Raw genomic sequence first — 17,856 nt, 5'->3', positions numbered from 1 at the left:
CCCGGTCCTGCTCTTTTTCAGCTTAACGTGCCGATTTCGATGCGCCGATGTTTCGACTCATAGGTGACGTTCCGGTAACCCCCGTCTTCTTTGACCGCAAATTCGGCAATCGCGTAAACCTCGTAAATCCCCGGCCTGTCGATCTTGCAGCGGTAGAATTCGTTAATGTCCGTTTCGCCCGGAAACTTGCGGACCACCGCGCTGTCTTCCATCACTATCGTATTGATGCGGTAGCCCGTGCTGTCCACGATCATGTAATGAAATACCCGCGGCCTGCTTTGCAGTTCATAATCGGTATGCGTCACATTATGCAAACTGCCGATCAACGTAAATTCCTCGTCAAGTCCGGCACGCACAGGAGCCGAAAGCTCCGCTACAAACGGCTCCAGGTCTTTCTCGGCCTCCGCTGCCGCCCTAGAATCATATCTGGACACGGCCTGCTCGACCGGATCAAACGGATGGCATCCCGCCAACAGAAGGAAGGCGAGCCCTCCAAGGATGATTTTCTTCAAAACGACCACCTCTATGTGAAAGACGCAATTCGTCCGGTTTTGTTACGGTTTCGGGACAAATTAGCGGTTTGCTTCCCACCAGCGCAAGTAGGATGTAGCATCGATCGCGGTCCACGGCGACGTCTGATAGATGCCGAAGTGCAAATGCGGCAAGAACAGGCCCGAGGTTCCTTCCGGACCGTAGCCGGTACTGCCGACATAGCCGATAAGCTGGCCTTTTTTGACCTTGCTGCCCTTGCCGATCCCGTCCGCGTACCGCGAAAGATGCGCGTAATAGAAAGCGGTAGAGCCGTCCACGCGCACGGTTAGCCGCCAGCCGCCAAGCTCGCTCCAACCGTAATTGATCACTTCCCCGTCCATCGCGCTGTATACTTTGGTTCCTTCATTGGCAAAAATATCGATACCTTCATGCGAGCGTTGCGCCGTACCGCCGGAAGTCCAATCCCGGCCTTCCCCGTAATTGTTGGTCATCGGTTCGTACGTGCCCTTCGCTAGCGGGAAGAAGCCATCGGCGAACCGGGCCGGTCTGTTCACCGCCGTATTCCCCGTTTGAGCCCCGACAGGCAACTGGATCTGCAATCCGGCCCAGATATTGTTCGGATTCGATAATTGCGGATTCGCTTTCAGGAGTGCATCGAGCGAAATCTGGAATTTCACGCTGATCAGCCACATCGTCTCCCCGTTCTGCACGGTGTACGTAGTAGCCCCCGGAACCTGCAGGACCTGTCCCGGATAAATCCAATCGCCGGTTAGCTGATTCATCGTCTTTAGCTGCGTCGTGCTGATTTGGTGCGCGGTCGCGATCTTCCACAGGGAGTCCCCCGTCTTCACGGTGTACGGCGCGGCCTGGGAAACGTTCCCAAACAACATCGTACCCGCCATCGCGCCGGCGATGCCTAGCGCCCACTTCTTATGCCTCATGATGTCAACCCCTATGCTGATGTAATGGTTGGACTTCTTCCATCGTACAGGAAATGATTCAAGAGGATAAGAGGTGGATTTTGGGAAGTCTATGCAGAGGATGTCACTCGGCATCGGGGAGATATGGTTCTTCGTATCCTACATATTGGGAGGTTGTTCTATGGATTTCGACTGGATTTGGAAATCGACAGTGCTGGCGTTGTCCGGCATGGTACTTTTACGGGTTGCCGGGAGAAAATCGATCTCCCAAATGACCGTGGCGACGACCGTCATCATGATCTCGATCGGTACGACGATCGTACAGCCGATCGCTAATCACGAAATGGGAAAGGCCGTGGGTTCGGCAGCCATCTTCATCGTTTGGTTGATTTTCCTCGAGTATCTTCAGCTCAAATGGGACTGGTTTGAACGCATCATGAGCGGACGTGCGGTCACGGTAATTGAAGACGGCCAGATCATTACGCAAAATCTGCGCAGGATCCGTCTGACCGTCGATCATTTAGAGGTCCGTTTGCGGCAGCTCGGCATTTCCAACATCGGCGACGTGAAGACCGCCACATTGGAAACCAACGGCCATATAGGATATGAGCTGATGGAACATGCGAGGCCCGTCACCGTCGGGGACCTGGAGCGTTTGCTGGGACTAAGACCGGGGGAGGATCTGCAGCAATCCGTCCTCTTTCAGGAGGTGCGGCAAAATCGCCACCCTACCCCGATCGACCCCAAATTGCAATAATAAAATATCCCATAATAAAACTAAAAGCCAACCGTCACAGGCCTATACCGTTTTGCGGTTCACCAGCAAGTAGATGAAATATGGCGCGCCGATCAGCGCCGTGATAATGCCGGCCGGGATTTCCACCGGCGGAATCACGATCCGGCCAAGCATATCGGCGACGGTGACGAGCAAAGCGCCCAGCAGCGCCGATACGGGCATAAACAGGCGGCTGTCCGCCCCGCCGACGATCAACCGCGCCGCGTGCGGCACGACCAGGCCAACGAACCCGATCGTTCCGGCGATCGCCACGGAGCTGGCCGCCAGGCCTACCGCCACGCCGATCAGCAGCAACCGCGTGGCCTGAATGCGCAAGCCGAGACCGCTGACGGTCTCTTCGTTGAGCAGCAGCAAATTGATCCGGCGATAGCTAAGCAATGCGATGATCGTGCCCACGACCGTCCACGGCCAGAGCATGTCGGCATGCTGCCACGATCTGGCGTACAGGCTCCCTTTGAGCCAAACCAATGCCTGCGACGAATCGAGCGCGAATTTGACGATCAGAAACGTGATCAGGGCCTGCAGTCCCGCCGAGATCGCAACCCCGGACAAGGCCAGCCGTTCCGGCCGGATCCCCCCGGACTGATACGAGATCAGGTATACGAGCAGCCCTGCCGCAATCGCCCCGGCAAAAGCCGCCAGCGGCAGCAGAATCGGCGGAGCGCTCGGGAACAGCAGCAGCACAATGACCGCGGCAAGCCCTCCTCCGGCAGACACCCCGACGATATCGGGGGCGGCCAGCGGGTTGCGCGTGACGCTTTGCAGCACCGAGCCCGACAACGCCATGTTAACGCCGACGAGGACCGCGATGATCAGCCGCGGCAGCCGGTATTTGTACACGACGCCATCCCCCTGCAGCAGCCCTTGGACGATTTCGGACACCGGCGTCGGCACGGCACCGAGGCGCAAGCTTAACAAGGCTGCCGCCACCAATAAGACGAAGCCGATCGACATCGCCAGCGCGAAGCGGCTCATGTTGGACAGCCTCATTTCGCCACCCCCTGCTTTCTTCTCAGCAGATAGAGGAAGAACGGCGTGCCCAGAAGGGCCGTGATAATCCCGACCGGAACATCCGCCGGATACGTGATCCACTGGGCGGCGAAATCGGCCGCCACCAGGAGGTTGGCCCCCAGCAGCGCGGAAAACGGCAGCAGCATCCGGTAATCGTGGCCTACCAGCCGGCGGGCCATATGCGGCACCATCAACCCGACAAAGCCGATCGGTCCGGCGACGGCGACCGCGCTGCCGGCCAGCAGCACGACCAGCACCGCCAGGACGCGGCGCAGGCGCAGCGTGTTCATCCCGAGCCCCTGCGCCGCGTCTTCCCCAAGCGCAAGCACATTCATCGGCTGGGCGAGCGCAAATGCGCCGGCGACGGCAACCAGCACCGGAATCAGGACGATCCGGATATCGCTCCAGTTGGCTCCCGAGAGCTTGCCGGCCATCCAATACAAGATTTCCGACAGCTTCGTTTCATGCAGCAAAATGACGCCCGTCGTCAACGCGCCAAGAAACAGGCTGACCGCGGCCCCCGCCAAAACGACCCGGTAAGCCGAATAGACGCCGCGAAAGGCCAGCAGATAAATGACGCTGCCCCCGGCCGCCGCCCCCAGAAACGCAGCCAGCAGAATCACGATGGTTGCATTCTGATCCCCAAAGAGCAAAAGGGAGATCACCACGAGGCAGGACGCACCCTGGTTGACGCCAAGCACTTCGGGATCGGACAACGGGTTGCGCGTCATGCCTTGCAGCAATCCGCCGGCTACCGCCAGCCCGGCCCCGAGCAGCACCGCCAGCAGCACGCGTGGCGCGCGTACCTGCCACACGGTATAATCCATGACATCCTTGGGATCGATGACGAAGATGTCCGCCAGATTGTCCCAGGACAGCCCCTTCACGCGAAAAACCACCGAAATGGCGCTAATCGCGAGCAGCAGCAATAAAAACCAGCCGAATATAATAACAGAAGAAACAAACGGGGAATGGCCCCGTTTGTTTCCCGTTTGCGCCTTATGCAAATAGGTTCACTCCTTGCTATTTGGAAGACTGCCCGGTCAGCAGTGGAATCGCCTCGTCGAGGATTTTGTTCGCTGCGGTCGGCCCGCGGCCGCGCGACCAGAGATTGCGGTCCACGCTGATCATGTGGTTATCCTGCACCGCCTTCAAGCTGCCAAACAACGGATTGTCTTTATACTTGTCGACATCGTCGCCATACATGAAGATGAAGTCCGGATTGATTTCGCTCAGGCGCTCAAGCGTCATTTTCGCGCCTTCCGCCTTGCCCTCCAGCTCCGCCTTCTCCCCTTCGAACGCATAATTCGCGCCGATATCCGTCAGCAGTGAGCCGATGAACGAGCCTTTCAACCATACCGTGAATTCATCGTCGAACGCTCCGATCACCAGCACGGAAGGCTGATTCCCGATTTGCCGCTTCGCTTCGCCGATCCGATCCTCGAGGTTCTTCCGAACCTGCTCCGCTTCGGCCTCTTTGCCAAGCGCCTTGGCGATCGTATCCACGTTGTCGAGGATCTCCTGATAGCTGTTGTCGTCCAGGGCAATCGTCGGGGCAATCGCCTGCAGCTCGGTTTTAATCATGTTCTGGCGGTCCTGGCTGGCCAGAATCAAATCGGGCCCCACGGACTCGATCACTTCCAGGTTAGGCGCTTTACGCTCGCCGACATCGGCCACCTCGCCGGAGATTTGGTCCTGCAAATATTCCGGGATTTTCGTCTCGCCGACCCCGGCGTTCCCGGCGGGCGTCACGCCCAGGGCCACCAGCGTATCGATAAACGAGAAGTCCAGCGTAACGACCTTTTGCGGCGTTGCCCCCAGTTCGGTTTCCCCCCAGGCATGGATGATTTTTACCGGTCCCGTTGCGGCGTTGCCGGAATTCGCCGGCTGATCGGCATCGGCATTCCCGACCGGGCTATTCGCATTCGCGCCGTTCGTCGCTTGCGCCGCCTCCGTTGCCGCATTCTCCTTGGCCTCCCCGCATCCGGCCAAAAGCCCGGCCGTCAGCAGCGTCGCCGCCAGCAGTGTAATCCCTTTGGTTCTGAGCATTATATATTCCCCTTCATTGGTGAATTTTTTATTTGATATTGAGAATCATTTTCAGATATATATTATCAAAATTTTATGTATTGTCTACTATTTTTTTACATGACCGGGGTCGGTATTATGATCGATTTATGAACCGGGGATAACGCGCGCCGATTCGGTAACATACTAGAACCAACTTTAGCCAAATGGCATCAAGTGAAAGGGGCCGGAACAATGGCGCAAAAACGAATGAATCTGCTGATGTTCAGCGGGGAATACGATAAGGCGATGGCCGGGCTGATCCTGGCGAACAGCGCCAGGGAAATCGACGTGGAGGTGACGATGTTCTTCGCTTTCTGGGGCTTGTTCCTCGTACGCGATCCCGACAAAATGACCCTGGAGGACAAGACGCTGTACGAGAAGCTGATGACCTGGATGACGCCGAAAGGACCGGACGAGCTCCCGTTGTCCAAAATGAACTTCAGCGGCCTCGGCAAACGGATGTTGACGGAAATGATCGAGGACAACGAGGCTCCACAGCTGGTCCACTTCTTGAAAGGCGCACGCAAGAAAAACATTAAGTTTTACGGCTGCAAGCTGTCCGTGGACATCATGGGCTTCAAGCCGGAGGAATTCATCCCCGAGCTGGAAATCATCGAGGCCAAAACCTATCTTCGCGACGCGCTCGAGTCCGATATTCAGCTGTTTATCTAAAGGCTTGGTAGCTGATCCCGGGCGTTGCCGCCAATGAACGAAGTTCCTCTATTCCTACTTGGTATGCGGCCAGCTTCCCCTGCTCGTCCCCGTTGTGATGATTTTGCGAATTTCCTCGCCGTGCATGAACTCCGATAGGCGAATGTACGTAACCTATAAGCGATCTACAAAAGCGAACGTTAGCGAAAGCAAGGGGGAGACAGGGCATGATGGAGGCCAATGCCGGCAATTCGGCCGGGAACGATGCCGGAAACGCAATACGGGGAAGCGGAGGAACGGGGCGGCCTATCGCCAATGAGGACGAAGAGGAGGCATTCAGGCTCTACCGGGAAAATACGATCGGTTATTTCCACCGGTTCGTTACGCCGTACGGAACGCAAACGTTGCTCTACGCCGATTGGGCGGCCAGCGGCCGCCTGTACCGGCCGATCGAAACGAAGCTGGCCGAGGATTTCGGCCCGATGGCGGGCAATCCCCACACCGCCGCCAGCTTGACAGGCACCGCCATGACCGCCGCCTATGAGGAGGCAAAGCGAATCATCAAGCGCCACGTCCACGCCGGCCCGCAGGATATGCTGCTGTTTGCGGGGACGGGCATGACGGGCGCGGTGAACAAGCTGCAGCGGCTGCTCGGGTTGAAGGTGTCGCCCCGATGGCGGACGGCTTACCGGGCCGGGATGGCCGAGCGGGACCGCCCGGTCATTTTTGTGACGCATATGGAGCACCACTCCAACCACATCTCCTGGGCGGAAACCAATGGTGAAGTCGTCTGTATTCCGCCGGGGGCGGACGGCCGCGCCGATCCCGGTCAGCTGGAACGGCTGCTCGTTCGGTATCGCGACCGCGCAGTAAAGATCGGCGCGTTTACCGCTTGCTCCAACGTAACGGGCTTTGCGACGCCGATTCGCCGTTTATCCCGGATCATGCATGAGCATGGCGGCATCTGCGTGGCCGATTACTCCGCCAGCGCGCCGTATGCGCCGATCGACATGCATCCGCCGGGGGCACCTGGGGAGAAGCTCGACGCCATCCTCTTCTCCCCGCACAAGTTCCTCGGCGGCCCCGGCACGGGCGGGGTGCTGGTGATGGACGCCAGTCTGTGCGCGGGTCCGTCCCCGGATCGCCCGGGAGGCGGCACGGTAACCTGGACCAGCCCATGGGGCGAAGTCCAGTACCTGCCCGATGCCGAAGCCCGGGAGGACGGCGGAACGCCAGGGGTGATGCAGGCGGTCCGCACCGCATTATGCCTGCGGTTGAAAGAGCAGATGGGCATCGACCGCCTGCTGCGCCGAGAACGCGAGCTGACGGACCTGTTGCTGGGGGAACTCGAAGCCGTTCCGGGGCTGCACGTCCTGGGCGGACGCAGCCGTGAACGGCTGGGCATCGTCTCTTTTGCCCTGGAATCGGTCCATTACAATCTCATGGTGAAGCTGCTGAACGACCGATTCGGCATCCAGGCGCGCGGCGGCTGTTCCTGTGCGGGGACGTACGGCCACTATCTGCTGGGCATCAACCGCGCTTCGTCCCGGGACATTGCCAGGAGCATCGCGGAAGGCGACCTTTCGCAGAAGCCCGGCTGGGTGCGGATTTCCCTGCACCCAATGATGACGGCGGCCGAGGTAGCGTATATCGGAGCCGCCGTCCGGGCCATAACGGACAACGCCCAAGCCTGGGCGAGGGATTATGCCTACGATCCCCGGACCAACGAGTGGTCCCACCTTCGGGAAGAACCCCCGGTTAGCTTAAGCGAATGGTTTCGCTTGCCGGATCCCAGCGCCAAGGGCTTGCAGCGCCTTGAAGATGAAGTCCGCCGAACCATTCGTCCCTGGGCTTTACCTCATTGATCCATGTACACTATGAAGTGCGGCTTCGCGGGAAAAAGGTTACTTCGGGTGCGGGAAGTTAATTCGACGGTTCAGCGGGTACGGCGGCCGGGTCCGGACCAGCCGGGCTTTCCCGGCGTTCGGCTTTACTTCCGGCGCGGCGCGAACCGTTCCGGTTCGCCAGGTACACCCCGCCGAGGATGAACACCAGTCCGGCCAGCAAACGCCAGCTGACCGGTTCGTTCAGCAGCGTAAAGCCCCAGACGATGGCGCTGGCCGGAACCAAATAGGTAACCGTGGTGGCGAATTGCGGGGTGCCTTGCTGCACCATAAAGTAAAACAAAATGTACGCGATGCCGGACCCGAACACGCCAAGGCCGATGACCGCGCCCAACGTCGCCGGGGAAGCGAGCGGCGCCAGGGAGATCCGTTCGGAGGCCAGCGCCATGATGCCGCTGCCGATCATCGCGCTGATCAGCGTGCCGAAGGTAATTTGGTACATCGACAGCCCGCCCGACAAACGCTTGGACAAGTGCGAGCCCACGGCGTAACACAAGGTCGCCGTAAGCATGCACGCAAAGCCGATCAGATCGACCGACGCCAGCGAGGTCGGGCTCACGCCGACCAGAACGAGCAGCCCGACGAACGCGATGCCCATGCCCACCCACTGCATCCGCCCGGTCGCCGCACGGAAAAATAAGGCGCCGACTACCAGCGTCCACAGCGGGGTGGCGGCGTTCATGACCGACGCCATGCTGCTCGTCAGCCGCGTCTCGCTGAAGCCGATCAGCGCCCAGGGAATCGCCGTGTTAATGAGCGCCATGATCGCCATCGCCGGCCAGGGAATTTGCCTGAATCCGAACGGCTTGCGCAGGACGAGCATCACGCCCGTGATCGTCGCCAGCCCGAGGGCGGAACGCAGGAACGCGACCGTCCACGGTCCGAAGTCCGGCAGCAAAATTTTGATGAAGAAAAACGAGCCTCCCCAAATCAAACTAAGCAAGATCAATGCGAAATACAGCGAACGAGCCACTCTTATCCCTTCTTTCTCTGATCGTCCGGGTATAATATGTATAGTAACTCAAGCCGGAACGATAACGATTGTATCACAGTTTTGCTTCGATTCTCATCGAAGTATCCCTTCAAAAAATGAGGAGAAAAAATGAGGAGGTTGTTATGAAAGTCGGAGAAGCGCGAAAGGCAGCCGCCAAGTGGGTCCTGCAGCTGGCTAGCCGGGAGGACGCCTTCCTGGGGGCCTATTTCAGCGGCTCAACGGTCGGACTGCCGGAGCATGCGGAACTGCCGGCAAGTTCCGACATCGACCTGATGGTCGTGACCGCCCAAACGATACCTCCCATGAAACCGGGCAAATTCCGCTTCGAGCAGGCGCTGCTTGAAGTCACCTACCTGTCCTGGACCCAGCTTGCTTCCGCCGAAAGCGTATTGGCGGACTACCATCTGGCCGGAGGCTTCCGGACGGATACGATCATCGCCGATTCGACGGGCCGGCTGCGCAGGCTGCAGTCGGAGGTCGGCCGCCGCTTCGCCGAAAAGCCTTGGGTCCTGCGCCGCTGCGGGCACGCCTTGGCACGGATCGAAGGCGGGCTTCGCGGCATCGATCCCGCCGCCCCGTGGCACGATCAGGTCACGGGCTGGCTGTTTCCGACCGGGGTGACCACGCACGTCCTGCTGACGGCCGCCCTGCGCAACCCGACGGTGCGGCTCCGCTATCTCGCCACCCGCGAGGTGCTCGAAGCGTATGGGCACAGCGAAATTTACGCCGAGCTGCTGCATCTCCTGGGGTGCGCGCAGCTCACCGCCCGGCAGGCGGAGACGCATCTGGACGCGCTGGCCCGAACCTTCGACGCGGCTGCGGAGCAGGCCAGGACGCCGTTTTTCTTCAGCAGCGACATCACTGCCGGGGCGCGCCCGGTCGCGATCGACGGCAGCCGCGAGCTGATTCGGACCGGCCGCCGACAAGAGGCCGTCTTTTGGATCGTCGCCACGTTCGCGCGCTGCCACAAGATCTTGGCCGCGGACGCCCCGGATCTGGGACGCCGGTTCGCCCCGGACTTTCACGGCGTCCTGGCCGACCTTGGCATCCGGGAACCGGCGGACCTGTTCAGCCGCGCGGACGAGGTGCTGCGCTTTCTGCCTCGCCTCAAGGCGACGGCGGAGGCAATCATCGAGGCGAACCCGGGCGTCAAACCCGGCTCGGCTTGATCGCCAAAAGCCCCCAATCACGATGTCACGCTGGAATTGGGGGCTGCACGATCTGGCGTTGCCTATGCGGTTGCTTTCCTGATTAGTCGAGACGAAGCTCGCCGTCGTAGGAGGTGATGATCTTGTACAGATCCGGCCGGCGGTCGCGGAAAATCCCCCACTCGATGCGCTGGGTCTCCAACTGGTCGAGGTCGAATTCGGCCACGAGCACGGTCTCCTCCGTGCGGTCGGCTTCGGCGATTTTGTTGCCCTGCGGCCCGGCGATGAAGGACGAGCCGTAAAACGTGATGCTCGACTCTTCGTCGGTTTCCGTGCCTACCCGGTTGGAGGCGATCACCGGCACGAGATTCGAAGCGGCATGCCCCAGCATGCACATTTGCCAGTGATCCTTGGAGTCGATCGAACCGTCCTGCGGCTCCGAGCCGATGGCCGTCGGGTAGAACAGCAGTTCCGCGCCCATCAGCGCCATGCAGCGGGCCGCTTCCGGGTACCACTGGTCCCAGCACACGCCGACGCCGATTTTGGCGTAACGCGTCTTCCACACTTTAAATCCGGTGTCGCCCGGATTAAAGTAGAACTTCTCCTCATATCCCGGCCCGTCCGGGATATGGCTTTTGCGGTAACGTCCCAGCACCTCGCCGTTTGCGTCGATCACGGCCAGGGAGTTGTAGCGGGCGTTGTTCTTTTTTTCGTAGAAGCTGATCGGAAGTACCACTTCCAGCTCCTTGGCGACCTGCTGGAAATGCTTGATAGCCGCATTCTCCTCCAGCTCGGTGGCGTATACATAGTAGTCGGACTTTTCCTTTTGGCAGAAATAAGGGGTTTCGAACAGCTCCTGCAGCAAAATGATCTGCGCTCCCTGCTGCGCCGCCTGTCTGACCAGCGCATCCGCCTTGGCGATATTCTCTTCTTTATTGGACGAGCAGCTCATTTGCGTCGCCGCCACTTTCACGTTTCTCATCTCGTTGATCGATCCCCTTTCGCTAAATTTACCGGCGTCCCAACGCCATTTGCTGCGTCGTGCAGTGCACGTTGCCGCCTTCGCCGATGATCGCCATGCCGTCTACCGTCCGAATTTTGCGATCCGGGAACGTTTCGCTCAGCACCTTCGCGGCCTGCCGGTCGGTTTCCGCCGCAGCCCCGCCGAACACCGGCAAAATGATGCCGCCGTTCACGAAATAAAAGTTCAAATAACTCAGCGTCAAACGGCTGTCTTCGTAGAACGCCTGCGGTGGCTGCGGGATCGGGACGATCTCCAGCTTTCGGCCCCGGGCGTCGACCGCCGCGCTTAAAATCGCTATATTTTCCTGCGTGATCGCATAGTTGTCGTCGCTCGGATCGTCGCACACCTGGAGGATCACCTTGCCCGGCGCCGCAAAGCAAGCCACGTTGTCGACATGGCCGTCCGTCTCGTCGCCGCTGAGCCCGCGCTTCAGCCAGATGATTTGGTCGACGTTCACGAAGTTCTTCACGGCCGATTCGATCTCTTCGCGGCTTAGCCGCGGATTGCGGTTCACGTTCAGCAGGCACTCCTCGGTCGTCAGCAGCGTGCCTTCGCCGTCGGTATGGATGGAACCGCCCTCCAGCACCAGCGGCGCATCGAATTGCTTCACGCCCATCGCTTGGAGGATTTGCGGCGCAACCGCATCGTCCAGATCCCATGGCGAATATTTCCCGCCCCAGGCGTTGAAGCCCCAGTTGACGCCCGCCAACTCGCCTTCGCCGTTCACGAGGAACGTCGGGCCGTTGTCCCGCAGCCACGCGTCGTTGTGCTCAATCGGCAAAAAGGAAATGCGGTCCTGGTTCGGGCTTTGCCCGAAACGGCCCTGTACCTTCTCCAGATCGTCCGGATTCACGACCACCGTGATCGGTTCGAACTCGGCGATCGCCGTAATGAATTCGGCGTAGCCGTCGCATACCTCGGCGTACCGCTCGGGATAAACCATCGACTCCCGCACCGGCCAGGAAATGAAAGTTCGTTCATGCGGCGCCCACTCGGCCGGCATCGTATAGTTCAAGTCTCTAGGATACATCGTTTCCCCCACACCCAAATTTATAATTTCAAACGAATTGAAAGGTTCAAAACCGAAATCGGCAAGAGAATGGCGTTAGTTATGGTCATAACGGACTGTAGAGGCGTTATTTTGCTATTTCCCAAGTATTTCCCACCGTAACGGACTCCAGAGACTTTACTGGGCTCAAATGGCGGCCAATTTGAAGCCTTTGGCCCAAATAACGGCTCTGAGATCCGTAAGAATCGAACATTCCCCGTTTCGGAGCTATTAAGGTCTCTGGAGTCCGTTAGGGCCCCAGCGTTAGTTCAATCGGCCGGGCGGACGTCTCGCGGCGAGCGCCCTGACGGCAGGCAGCCTCAGCCCTCGTCCAAACTTGCGCCCAGGCTCCTGAAACGTACGTTAATCGCCCTCAAGCGCCCGATTTTTATTTTGAGCCCGTTTTACCATGATATCATATAACAAAATATGCCCGCCCACAATGGAAGTCTTGACCGTTTCCCGGTCGGGCGCGAACCAAAAATCAATGCCTGATTTTCGGCGGCGGCGCCTTCGCGCCAACGTTATAATAAGGACACGAACTTGAAACCGAGGAGGACCCTGTACGCATGATCCCCGCCGAACGAAAAGAAGAATTCTATCAAGCTTTGCTGGAAAAAAGAACGGAATATGAAGGCGTGTTCTACGTCGGGGTAAAAACGACCGGCGTCTTCTGCCGCCCGACCTGTCCGGCACGCAACCCGAAGCTCGAAAACTGCGAGTTTTACGAGACCGCCAAGGAGGCGCTGCCGGCCGCTGTCCCATCCGAACCACGTCTCCGACCTGGTTCGGCAACTGGTGGAGGCCGTGGAAGCCAACCCGGAGAAACGCTGGAAGGACGAGGACTTTCGGCAGTTGTCCGTCGATGCGTCGACGGCCCGCCGCCAATTCAAGAAGCGCTTCGGCATGACCTTCGTGGAATACGCTTGCTCCCGCCGCATGGGCCTGGCATTGAAGAACATCCGCTCCGGGCTGCCGGTGATCGATGCCCAGCTTTCCACCGGGTATGAGTCAAGCAGCGGATTCCGGGACGCGTTCTCCCGGATTATGGGGGCCGCGCCGACCCGCCTGGCGGAGGGCAAAATCCTGCGGGCCTCGTGGATCGATACCCCGCTCGGCCCCATGATCGCCATCGCCGACGAGGCCGCCCTCTACCTGTTGGAGTTTATCGACCGCCGCGGCCTGGAGCGCGAGGTAGAGCGGCTGCGGAACCGGACGAAGGCCGCGGTCATTCCCGGCGTCACCGAGCCGATCCGCTCCATCGAGCGGGAATTGGCTTTGTATTTCGACGGGCGGCTGACCTCGTTCGCCACACCTCTGCGCTTGCTCGGCACGCCGTTTCAGCAGCAGGTGTGGGCGCAATTGCAACAAATCCCGCCCGGAGAAACGCGCTCTTACGCCGACCTGGCGCTTGCGGTGGGCAATCCGGCGGCTTACCGGGCCGTCGCCCAAGCCAATGGAGCCAACCAGCTCGCCCTCGTCATCCCCTGCCATCGCGTCATTAACGCGAACGGCGAGCTTGGTGGTTACGGCGGAGGGCTGTCGCGCAAAATCTGGCTGTTGAACCATGAGAAACGAATAGGAGGATTCATCGATGCTGTTGAACCAGAAGCCAATTGAACAAGCTCGCGCCCTTGCGAAGCTGCATGTGCCCGGCGAACCGCTGGTGCTGTTTAACGTTTGGGATGCCGGAAGCGCTTTGGCACTGCGGGAGGCCGGGTCACAGGCGATCGCCACAGGAAGCTGGTCGGTTGCCGCGGCCCATGGTTACGATGACGGCGAGAACCTCCCGTTTGAGTTGGCGCTTGCCAACCTGGAGCGAATCGCAAGAGCCGTGCCAGACCTCCCGGTAACGATCGATATGGAGAGCGGCTACGGGCCCGCTGCCGGCGACGTGCGCGAACATGTCCGACAAGTCATTGAAAGCGGAGCCGTCGGCATCAATATCGAGGACCGGCGGATCGGGGGAGAAGGGCTGTATGCCGCCGGGGAGCAAAGCCTGCGGATCGCGGCGGCCCGCGAAGCCGCAAAGGAAACGGGAGTGCCTGTGTTCATCAATGCGCGGTGCGACGTGTTCTTTCAGGCGGATTCCACGAGGCATGGGGTTGCCCATGTCGATGAGGCGATACGCCGCGCCCATGCCTATGCCGAAGCCGGGGCAAGCGGGTTCTTCGCCCCGGGCCTGAGCGATCCGGGCCTTATCGAGGCCTTGTGCCAATCGTCCCCGCTTCCGGTCAACCTCATGGTTGGCGGGGCAAACTCGGCTTCGCCTCGTCAGCTAGCCGAGTTGGGCGTCGCACGCATCAGTTATGGACCTCATCCTTACCTCCAGGTGATGTCCGCCTTGAAAGAAGCCGGCCGCAAAGCGCTGCGGATGGAGGAGAGTTAAGCGGCCGAAGCCCCCATCGCGCCATGCTTCCGGTGCTGTGCCGGGAGCGGCGATTTAACCTCGCCGCTCCCCTTTTATACGATCTGATGATTTTTGAAGGCACGATAGGCCAGCGGCGCAAGCAGGATGCTTACTACGGCGGCAAATAACGGCATAATCACAAACGGATGAAGAACCAACCCCAACAATTCATACTGGATCGGGCTGGTCACGGGGCCAAAATCCATCATGTACGTCGGCAGAAGATGGACAAGATTGGATAGCCATATGGGATCGTACGATACCTGGATGAACAAGGGTACGACAAGCAACAGGCTGATCAGAACGATGACGCCGAACGGAGACTTCAGTTTTGCGGACAGGAGCATAGTAATCGCCGCAGTCAGCAAGCAGGCAAAGAAGATGCAAATCGACAGCAGCAGCGCCGTCTGCCCCATCGTCAACGGATAGGGCGACATGGGGTAATAAAGCTGCAGCGGAGCGTTCCCGCCGTCAAAGCCGAAGGTGAACATCGACAGGAAATAACTCATCGCGGTCAGGATCAGGGATATCGCGGCAGCCAACGAAAAGCCCGTAACCAATTTGGCTTTAATCAGCCTGCGTTTCCCGTGCTTCGAGGCGAGAATGAGCTGATCGGCTCCGGTGACGTACTCGGCCGAAAACAGCGGAGCGATGCAAATCGCCAGCACGAACGCGGCCAACAGGCCTTCAGAGTACATAAGGGTAAAGAAACGCGTGTAGCCGTCGGTATAAGAAAAAGCAAACGGCGTTTTTACCCGGGCATCCAGCGCAAGCACCGCCTCTTTGCCTCGATCGCTCATATGCGTCTGTTCTACGGCCAGCGTCTGTTTATCCCGGCGCAGGGTGTAGAAATCGTCAGCCTGCTTCTTCGTCAGGACCTGAAAATCCTCCATATTGAACCGCCGTGAGGCGGTGTTGTAAATCGCGCGGCTGATAGAGTAAATCCCGCTGTACTTCCGCGCCAACGTCTGATATTCTTCGGTCCCTTGATACAGGTTGGCTTCCGGGATCTGCGCATAAGCATGGGCCGCTTCCAGGATCAATCCCGCGTCGATCTCCCTGCCGGCAAGCGACCGGGCGTAAGTCCGGTCCTTGACCATGCCTTCATAATGGGACTCGAACAGCTTGCCTTCGATGTAATAGTTGCCGAGCAGCGTCCCCCAACAACTGATCAAGGATAAGATAACCGCCAGCAGCAAGGTAATAAGCACGCTTTTTTTGCGCAATATTTTGTGATATTCAAAACCAACCAGGCTCCAAAAGCCGTTCATCGTTCGCTCACCTCGCTGAAATAATAGAGATAAAGATCCTCCAGCGCGGCTTGTACGGGGACCGCCGAATCGCCGGGCTTCTCCTCGCACACCAGACGCAGGAACACGTCCGCTCCCTCTTGCCGCAGATTAACGACAAGATGCTTTTCGCACAAAATATCCGCCGACGCTTGCGGAACGGTGCATTCCCACACTTTGCCCTGTATGGTTCGGATAATCTCCTCCAAGGTCCCTTGATGGATGAGCTGGCCGTCTTTCATCACCAGGATGAGGTCCGCAATGTGTTCCACGTCCGAGACGATATGGGTGGACAACAGGACGATACGGTCCGCGCCAAGCCGGGAAATCAAATTGCGGAAGCGCACCCGTTCTTTGGGATCGAGACCGGCCGTCGGTTCGTCCAAAATCAAAATCTTCGGGTCGTTCAGCATCGCCTGCGCGATCCCGAGCCGTTGTTTCATGCCTCCGGAAAAGGTTTTGATCTTCTTGGCTGCCTCCTTCTCCAGCGAAACCAGCTCCAGCAATTCCCGCGACTTCTCAACGGCGCGCGGCTTGGGCAACCCCTTCAGCGTGGCGATGTAGAGCATGAAATCCAACGCCGAAAATTCGGGATAATAGCCGAAATCCTGCGGCAAATATCCCAACGCGTCGCGGTAGTCCTCGCGGCTTACGTCGATGCCTTCATAAGCGATAGTACCGGACGTCGGGGCCAGCACCCCGCACATCATGCGCATCAGCGTCGTCTTGCCGGCGCCGTTGGCGCCCAGCAGGCCGTACACGCCGGGACGAAGCGTAAGGGAAATCCGGTCGCAGGCGATTTTCGGGCCGTAATGCTTGGTCACTCGGTCAAGAATAAGTCCCATGTTCTTTCCTCCGTTCGTTTATGCAAATAGCGCAACTGAATGCCGATCAACAGGCTGCTTGCGGCAAACAGGAGCAGCCAGTAGCCCAGAAACGCGTTGGAATAAAGAAACCGCAGCGCGCTGCCGACAACGACGTTCGTCATGCTGACGAGGCAGGCCGCCGCGGCGCAGCCGTACAGGCTTTCCCGTCCGCGCACCCGGTTCACGATCAACAGGCAAAAGCCGCAGGTCATAAGATAGGGAACGAGCAGGTAGGCCGCAGCCTGCAGCAAGCCATAGGACGACCTCTGGCTAATCAGAGTCAGGAGCAACGCCAAAACGAGGAAGTTTCCTCCGCCTAAAATAGCTGCCCGCGCCATGACGATCTGCGGCAGGCTGAACCGGCAGCTTAATTCCAGCTCCGCCATGCGATAACCCATGGAGCGCGAAAGCTCCGTAGCCGTCAGCAAAGCCAGGAACGGCAGGATAGCGGAAAGAGTCCAGAGCCGGCCCGCTTCCGCATGCCAATGGCCGTCCAGCGGCGAAGATAAGGCAATGGCCCAGCCCACCGCCGCAATCAGGGCGGAAAGCGCCCAGACCCGTTTGCGGATATAGCGGAACTGGCTGAGAAAGAAATCCGAATAGGAGATTTTGGGATAACGCAGCGTTTTCAGGAATCGCTCTTTATCCGCGGGTTCCGGCGCTGCAAACGCGGCTTGCAAGACGTCTTTCCATCGTTTAGTCAAAAGCATCCTCCCCTTTGAGCATGGCCTTCAGAGCGGCCAGCGCAGAACTTGTCTTGCGGTAGACCGCGAAGCGGGAAAGACCCGTAACCGCCGCGATTTCACCGACGGTAAGCTCGTTGGCGTATCGCAAAAGCAGCAACTCCCGTTCCTGCTCCGGCAGCGTTTTTAAGGCTTGCCGGACGACGATTTTGAGTTCCAGCCGTTCCAGCGAATCCGTGTCGGGCAGCTCTCCGACCAGTTCTTCCGGCTGTTTCTTGCGGAAAGCATCCGTGCACAGATTTCGCGCGATGGTGTAAAGATAGGCCAGCTGCTTCCCGCGTTCGACGTATGAACTTTGCGCAAAGTACTTGAGGCAGGTTTCCTGGGTCAGGTCTTCCGCCAAAGAGGCATTGCCGACCTTGTAGTAGCAGTAGCGATAGATTTTGTCGTAAAGTTCTTCGATGTCGACCGACACTTGAAAACCTCCCCTCACATTGCTTAACGGACGACGACGAGGAAATGTGCGGCGGAAAACAGGAATGTTCATGGT

17 protein-coding genes and 1 pseudogene are annotated in these 17,856 nt (G+C 59.0%); 6 read left to right on the top strand and 12 right to left on the bottom strand.

Annotated features, from left to right (window positions below; all coding sequences use genetic code 11):
• Nucleotides 1-17: 17 nt before the first annotated feature.
• On the bottom strand, nt 18-512 hold the full coding sequence (locus ACQ4N8_RS11405; protein WP_430704477.1) for a hypothetical protein: 495 nt from the start codon (nt 510-512) through the stop codon (nt 18-20).
• Between the two features lie 60 nt (nt 513-572).
• Complete coding sequence (locus ACQ4N8_RS11400; protein WP_430704476.1) at nt 573-1,433, bottom strand: LysM peptidoglycan-binding domain-containing protein; 861 nt, start codon at nt 1,431-1,433, stop codon at nt 573-575.
• A 160-nt stretch (nt 1,434-1,593) separates the two neighbouring features.
• Between ACQ4N8_RS11400 and ACQ4N8_RS11395 the strand changes: the two genes are divergently transcribed.
• On the top strand, nt 1,594-2,169 hold the full coding sequence (locus ACQ4N8_RS11395; protein ID WP_430704475.1) for a DUF421 domain-containing protein: 576 nt from the start codon (nt 1,594-1,596) through the stop codon (nt 2,167-2,169).
• Nucleotides 2,170-2,211: 42 nt separating this feature from the next.
• Here the strand turns inward: ACQ4N8_RS11395 and ACQ4N8_RS11390 are convergent, their stop codons facing one another.
• From ACQ4N8_RS11390 to ACQ4N8_RS11380, 3 genes are read right to left on the bottom strand one after another with little or no spacing between them, the layout of a single operon-like run.
• Nucleotides 2,212-3,198 carry a FecCD family ABC transporter permease gene (locus ACQ4N8_RS11390; RefSeq protein WP_430704474.1) on the bottom strand — a complete coding sequence of 329 codons (987 nt, stop codon included), beginning with the start codon at nt 3,196-3,198 and terminating at the stop codon, nt 2,212-2,214.
• Entirely contained in the window at nt 3,195-4,226 is a 1,032-nt protein-coding gene (locus ACQ4N8_RS11385) for a FecCD family ABC transporter permease (protein ID WP_430704473.1), read from the bottom strand. Before ACQ4N8_RS11385 ends, ACQ4N8_RS11390 begins: the two co-directional genes overlap by 4 nt.
• Nucleotides 4,227-4,242: 16 nt before the next feature.
• Nucleotides 4,243-5,268 (bottom strand): ABC transporter substrate-binding protein, encoded by a 1,026-nt coding sequence (locus ACQ4N8_RS11380; protein WP_430704472.1) that lies wholly within the window; start codon nt 5,266-5,268, stop codon nt 4,243-4,245.
• Nucleotides 5,269-5,481: 213 nt separating this feature from the next.
• On the opposite strand from ACQ4N8_RS11380, the gene ACQ4N8_RS11375 reads away from it, so the two are divergent.
• Both ACQ4N8_RS11375 and ACQ4N8_RS11370 read left to right on the top strand, forming a co-directional pair.
• Nucleotides 5,482-5,961 (top strand): DsrE/DsrF/DrsH-like family protein, encoded by a 480-nt coding sequence (locus tag ACQ4N8_RS11375; protein ID WP_430704471.1) that lies wholly within the window; start codon nt 5,482-5,484, stop codon nt 5,959-5,961.
• A gap of 206 nt (nt 5,962-6,167) precedes the next feature.
• Complete coding sequence (locus ACQ4N8_RS11370; protein ID WP_430704470.1) at nt 6,168-7,805, top strand: aminotransferase class V-fold PLP-dependent enzyme; 1,638 nt, start codon at nt 6,168-6,170, stop codon at nt 7,803-7,805.
• A gap of 58 nt (nt 7,806-7,863) precedes the next feature.
• Here ACQ4N8_RS11370 and ACQ4N8_RS11365 read toward each other — a convergent pair whose 3' ends face one another.
• Nucleotides 7,864-8,817 carry a DMT family transporter gene (locus ACQ4N8_RS11365; protein WP_430704469.1) on the bottom strand — a complete coding sequence of 318 codons (954 nt, stop codon included), beginning with the start codon at nt 8,815-8,817 and terminating at the stop codon, nt 7,864-7,866.
• Nucleotides 8,818-8,933: 116 nt separating this feature from the next.
• Between ACQ4N8_RS11365 and ACQ4N8_RS11360 the strand changes: the two genes are divergently transcribed.
• A complete protein-coding gene (locus ACQ4N8_RS11360) occupies nt 8,934-10,007 on the top strand; it encodes a hypothetical protein (protein ID WP_430704468.1) in 1,074 nt (357 codons plus the stop codon).
• 82 nt (nt 10,008-10,089) lie between these two features.
• Here the strand turns inward: ACQ4N8_RS11360 and aguB are convergent, their stop codons facing one another.
• Together aguB and ACQ4N8_RS11350 are read right to left on the bottom strand one after the other, a co-directional pair.
• Nucleotides 10,090-10,968 carry an N-carbamoylputrescine amidase gene (aguB, locus tag ACQ4N8_RS11355; RefSeq protein ID WP_430704467.1) on the bottom strand — a complete coding sequence of 293 codons (879 nt, stop codon included), beginning with the start codon at nt 10,966-10,968 and terminating at the stop codon, nt 10,090-10,092.
• A 28-nt stretch (nt 10,969-10,996) separates the two neighbouring features.
• Nucleotides 10,997-12,040, bottom strand: coding sequence for an agmatine deiminase family protein (locus ACQ4N8_RS11350; RefSeq protein WP_430704466.1), 1,044 nt, complete (start codon nt 12,038-12,040; stop codon nt 10,997-10,999).
• A gap of 587 nt (nt 12,041-12,627) precedes the next feature.
• On the opposite strand from ACQ4N8_RS11350, the pseudogene ACQ4N8_RS11345 reads away from it, so the two are divergent.
• Together ACQ4N8_RS11345 and ACQ4N8_RS11340 are read left to right on the top strand one after the other, a co-directional pair.
• Nucleotides 12,628-13,678 (top strand): annotated as a pseudogene (locus ACQ4N8_RS11345) (bifunctional transcriptional activator/DNA repair enzyme AdaA).
• On the top strand, nt 13,653-14,447 hold the full coding sequence (locus ACQ4N8_RS11340; protein ID WP_430704465.1) for an isocitrate lyase/PEP mutase family protein: 795 nt from the start codon (nt 13,653-13,655) through the stop codon (nt 14,445-14,447). Before ACQ4N8_RS11345 ends, ACQ4N8_RS11340 begins: the two are co-directional and overlap by 26 nt.
• A gap of 74 nt (nt 14,448-14,521) precedes the next feature.
• Here the strand turns inward: ACQ4N8_RS11340 and ACQ4N8_RS11335 are convergent, their stop codons facing one another.
• From ACQ4N8_RS11335 to ACQ4N8_RS11320, 4 genes are read right to left on the bottom strand one after another with little or no spacing between them, the layout of a single operon-like run.
• Nucleotides 14,522-15,739: a hypothetical protein gene (locus ACQ4N8_RS11335; RefSeq protein WP_430704464.1), complete on the bottom strand. Its 1,218-nt coding sequence runs from the start codon at nt 15,737-15,739 to the stop codon at nt 14,522-14,524.
• Nucleotides 15,736-16,602, bottom strand: a complete 867-nt coding sequence (locus tag ACQ4N8_RS11330; RefSeq protein WP_430704463.1) for an ABC transporter ATP-binding protein — start codon at nt 16,600-16,602, stop codon at nt 15,736-15,738. Before ACQ4N8_RS11330 ends, ACQ4N8_RS11335 begins: the two co-directional genes overlap by 4 nt.
• Nucleotides 16,578-17,327 (bottom strand): hypothetical protein, encoded by a 750-nt coding sequence (locus ACQ4N8_RS11325; protein ID WP_430704462.1) that lies wholly within the window; start codon nt 17,325-17,327, stop codon nt 16,578-16,580. Before ACQ4N8_RS11325 ends, ACQ4N8_RS11330 begins: the two co-directional genes overlap by 25 nt.
• Complete coding sequence (locus ACQ4N8_RS11320; RefSeq protein WP_430704461.1) at nt 17,320-17,781, bottom strand: RNA polymerase sigma factor; 462 nt, start codon at nt 17,779-17,781, stop codon at nt 17,320-17,322. The genes ACQ4N8_RS11325 and ACQ4N8_RS11320 overlap by 8 nt, the downstream gene beginning before the upstream one ends.
• Nucleotides 17,782-17,856 lie beyond the last annotated feature (75 nt).

Origin of the sequence: Paenibacillus macerans (assembly GCF_050565405.1) — a bacterium.
GTDB lineage: Bacteria > Bacillota > Bacilli > Paenibacillales > Paenibacillaceae > Fontibacillus > Fontibacillus macerans_B.
This window is presented reverse-complemented; position numbering and strand designations above follow the sequence as displayed.

Bases quoted from the DNA above. Each gene is read 5' to 3' on its own strand.
- ACQ4N8_RS11400 (WP_430704476.1), bottom strand. From the start codon at position 1,433: ATGAGGCATAAGAAGTGGGCGCTAGGCATCGCCGGCGCGATGGCGGGT.
- ACQ4N8_RS11395 (WP_430704475.1), top strand. From the start codon at position 1,594: ATGGATTTCGACTGGATTTGGAAATCGACAGTGCTGGCGTTGTCCGGC.
- ACQ4N8_RS11390 (WP_430704474.1), bottom strand. From the start codon at position 3,198: ATGAGGCTGTCCAACATGAGCCGCTTCGCGCTGGCGATGTCGATCGGC.
- ACQ4N8_RS11380 (WP_430704472.1), bottom strand. From the start codon at position 5,268: ATGCTCAGAACCAAAGGGATTACACTGCTGGCGGCGACGCTGCTGACG.
- ACQ4N8_RS11375 (WP_430704471.1), top strand. From the start codon at position 5,482: ATGGCGCAAAAACGAATGAATCTGCTGATGTTCAGCGGGGAATACGAT.
- ACQ4N8_RS11370 (WP_430704470.1), top strand. From the start codon at position 6,168: ATGATGGAGGCCAATGCCGGCAATTCGGCCGGGAACGATGCCGGAAAC.
- ACQ4N8_RS11360 (WP_430704468.1), top strand. From the start codon at position 8,934: ATGAGGAGAAAAAATGAGGAGGTTGTTATGAAAGTCGGAGAAGCGCGA.
- aguB (WP_430704467.1), bottom strand. From the start codon at position 10,968: ATGAGAAACGTGAAAGTGGCGGCGACGCAAATGAGCTGCTCGTCCAAT.
- ACQ4N8_RS11350 (WP_430704466.1), bottom strand. From the start codon at position 12,040: ATGTATCCTAGAGACTTGAACTATACGATGCCGGCCGAGTGGGCGCCG.
- ACQ4N8_RS11340 (WP_430704465.1), top strand. From the start codon at position 13,653: ATGCTGTTGAACCAGAAGCCAATTGAACAAGCTCGCGCCCTTGCGAAG.
- ACQ4N8_RS11335 (WP_430704464.1), bottom strand. From the start codon at position 15,739: ATGAACGGCTTTTGGAGCCTGGTTGGTTTTGAATATCACAAAATATTG.
- ACQ4N8_RS11330 (WP_430704463.1), bottom strand. From the start codon at position 16,602: ATGGGACTTATTCTTGACCGAGTGACCAAGCATTACGGCCCGAAAATC.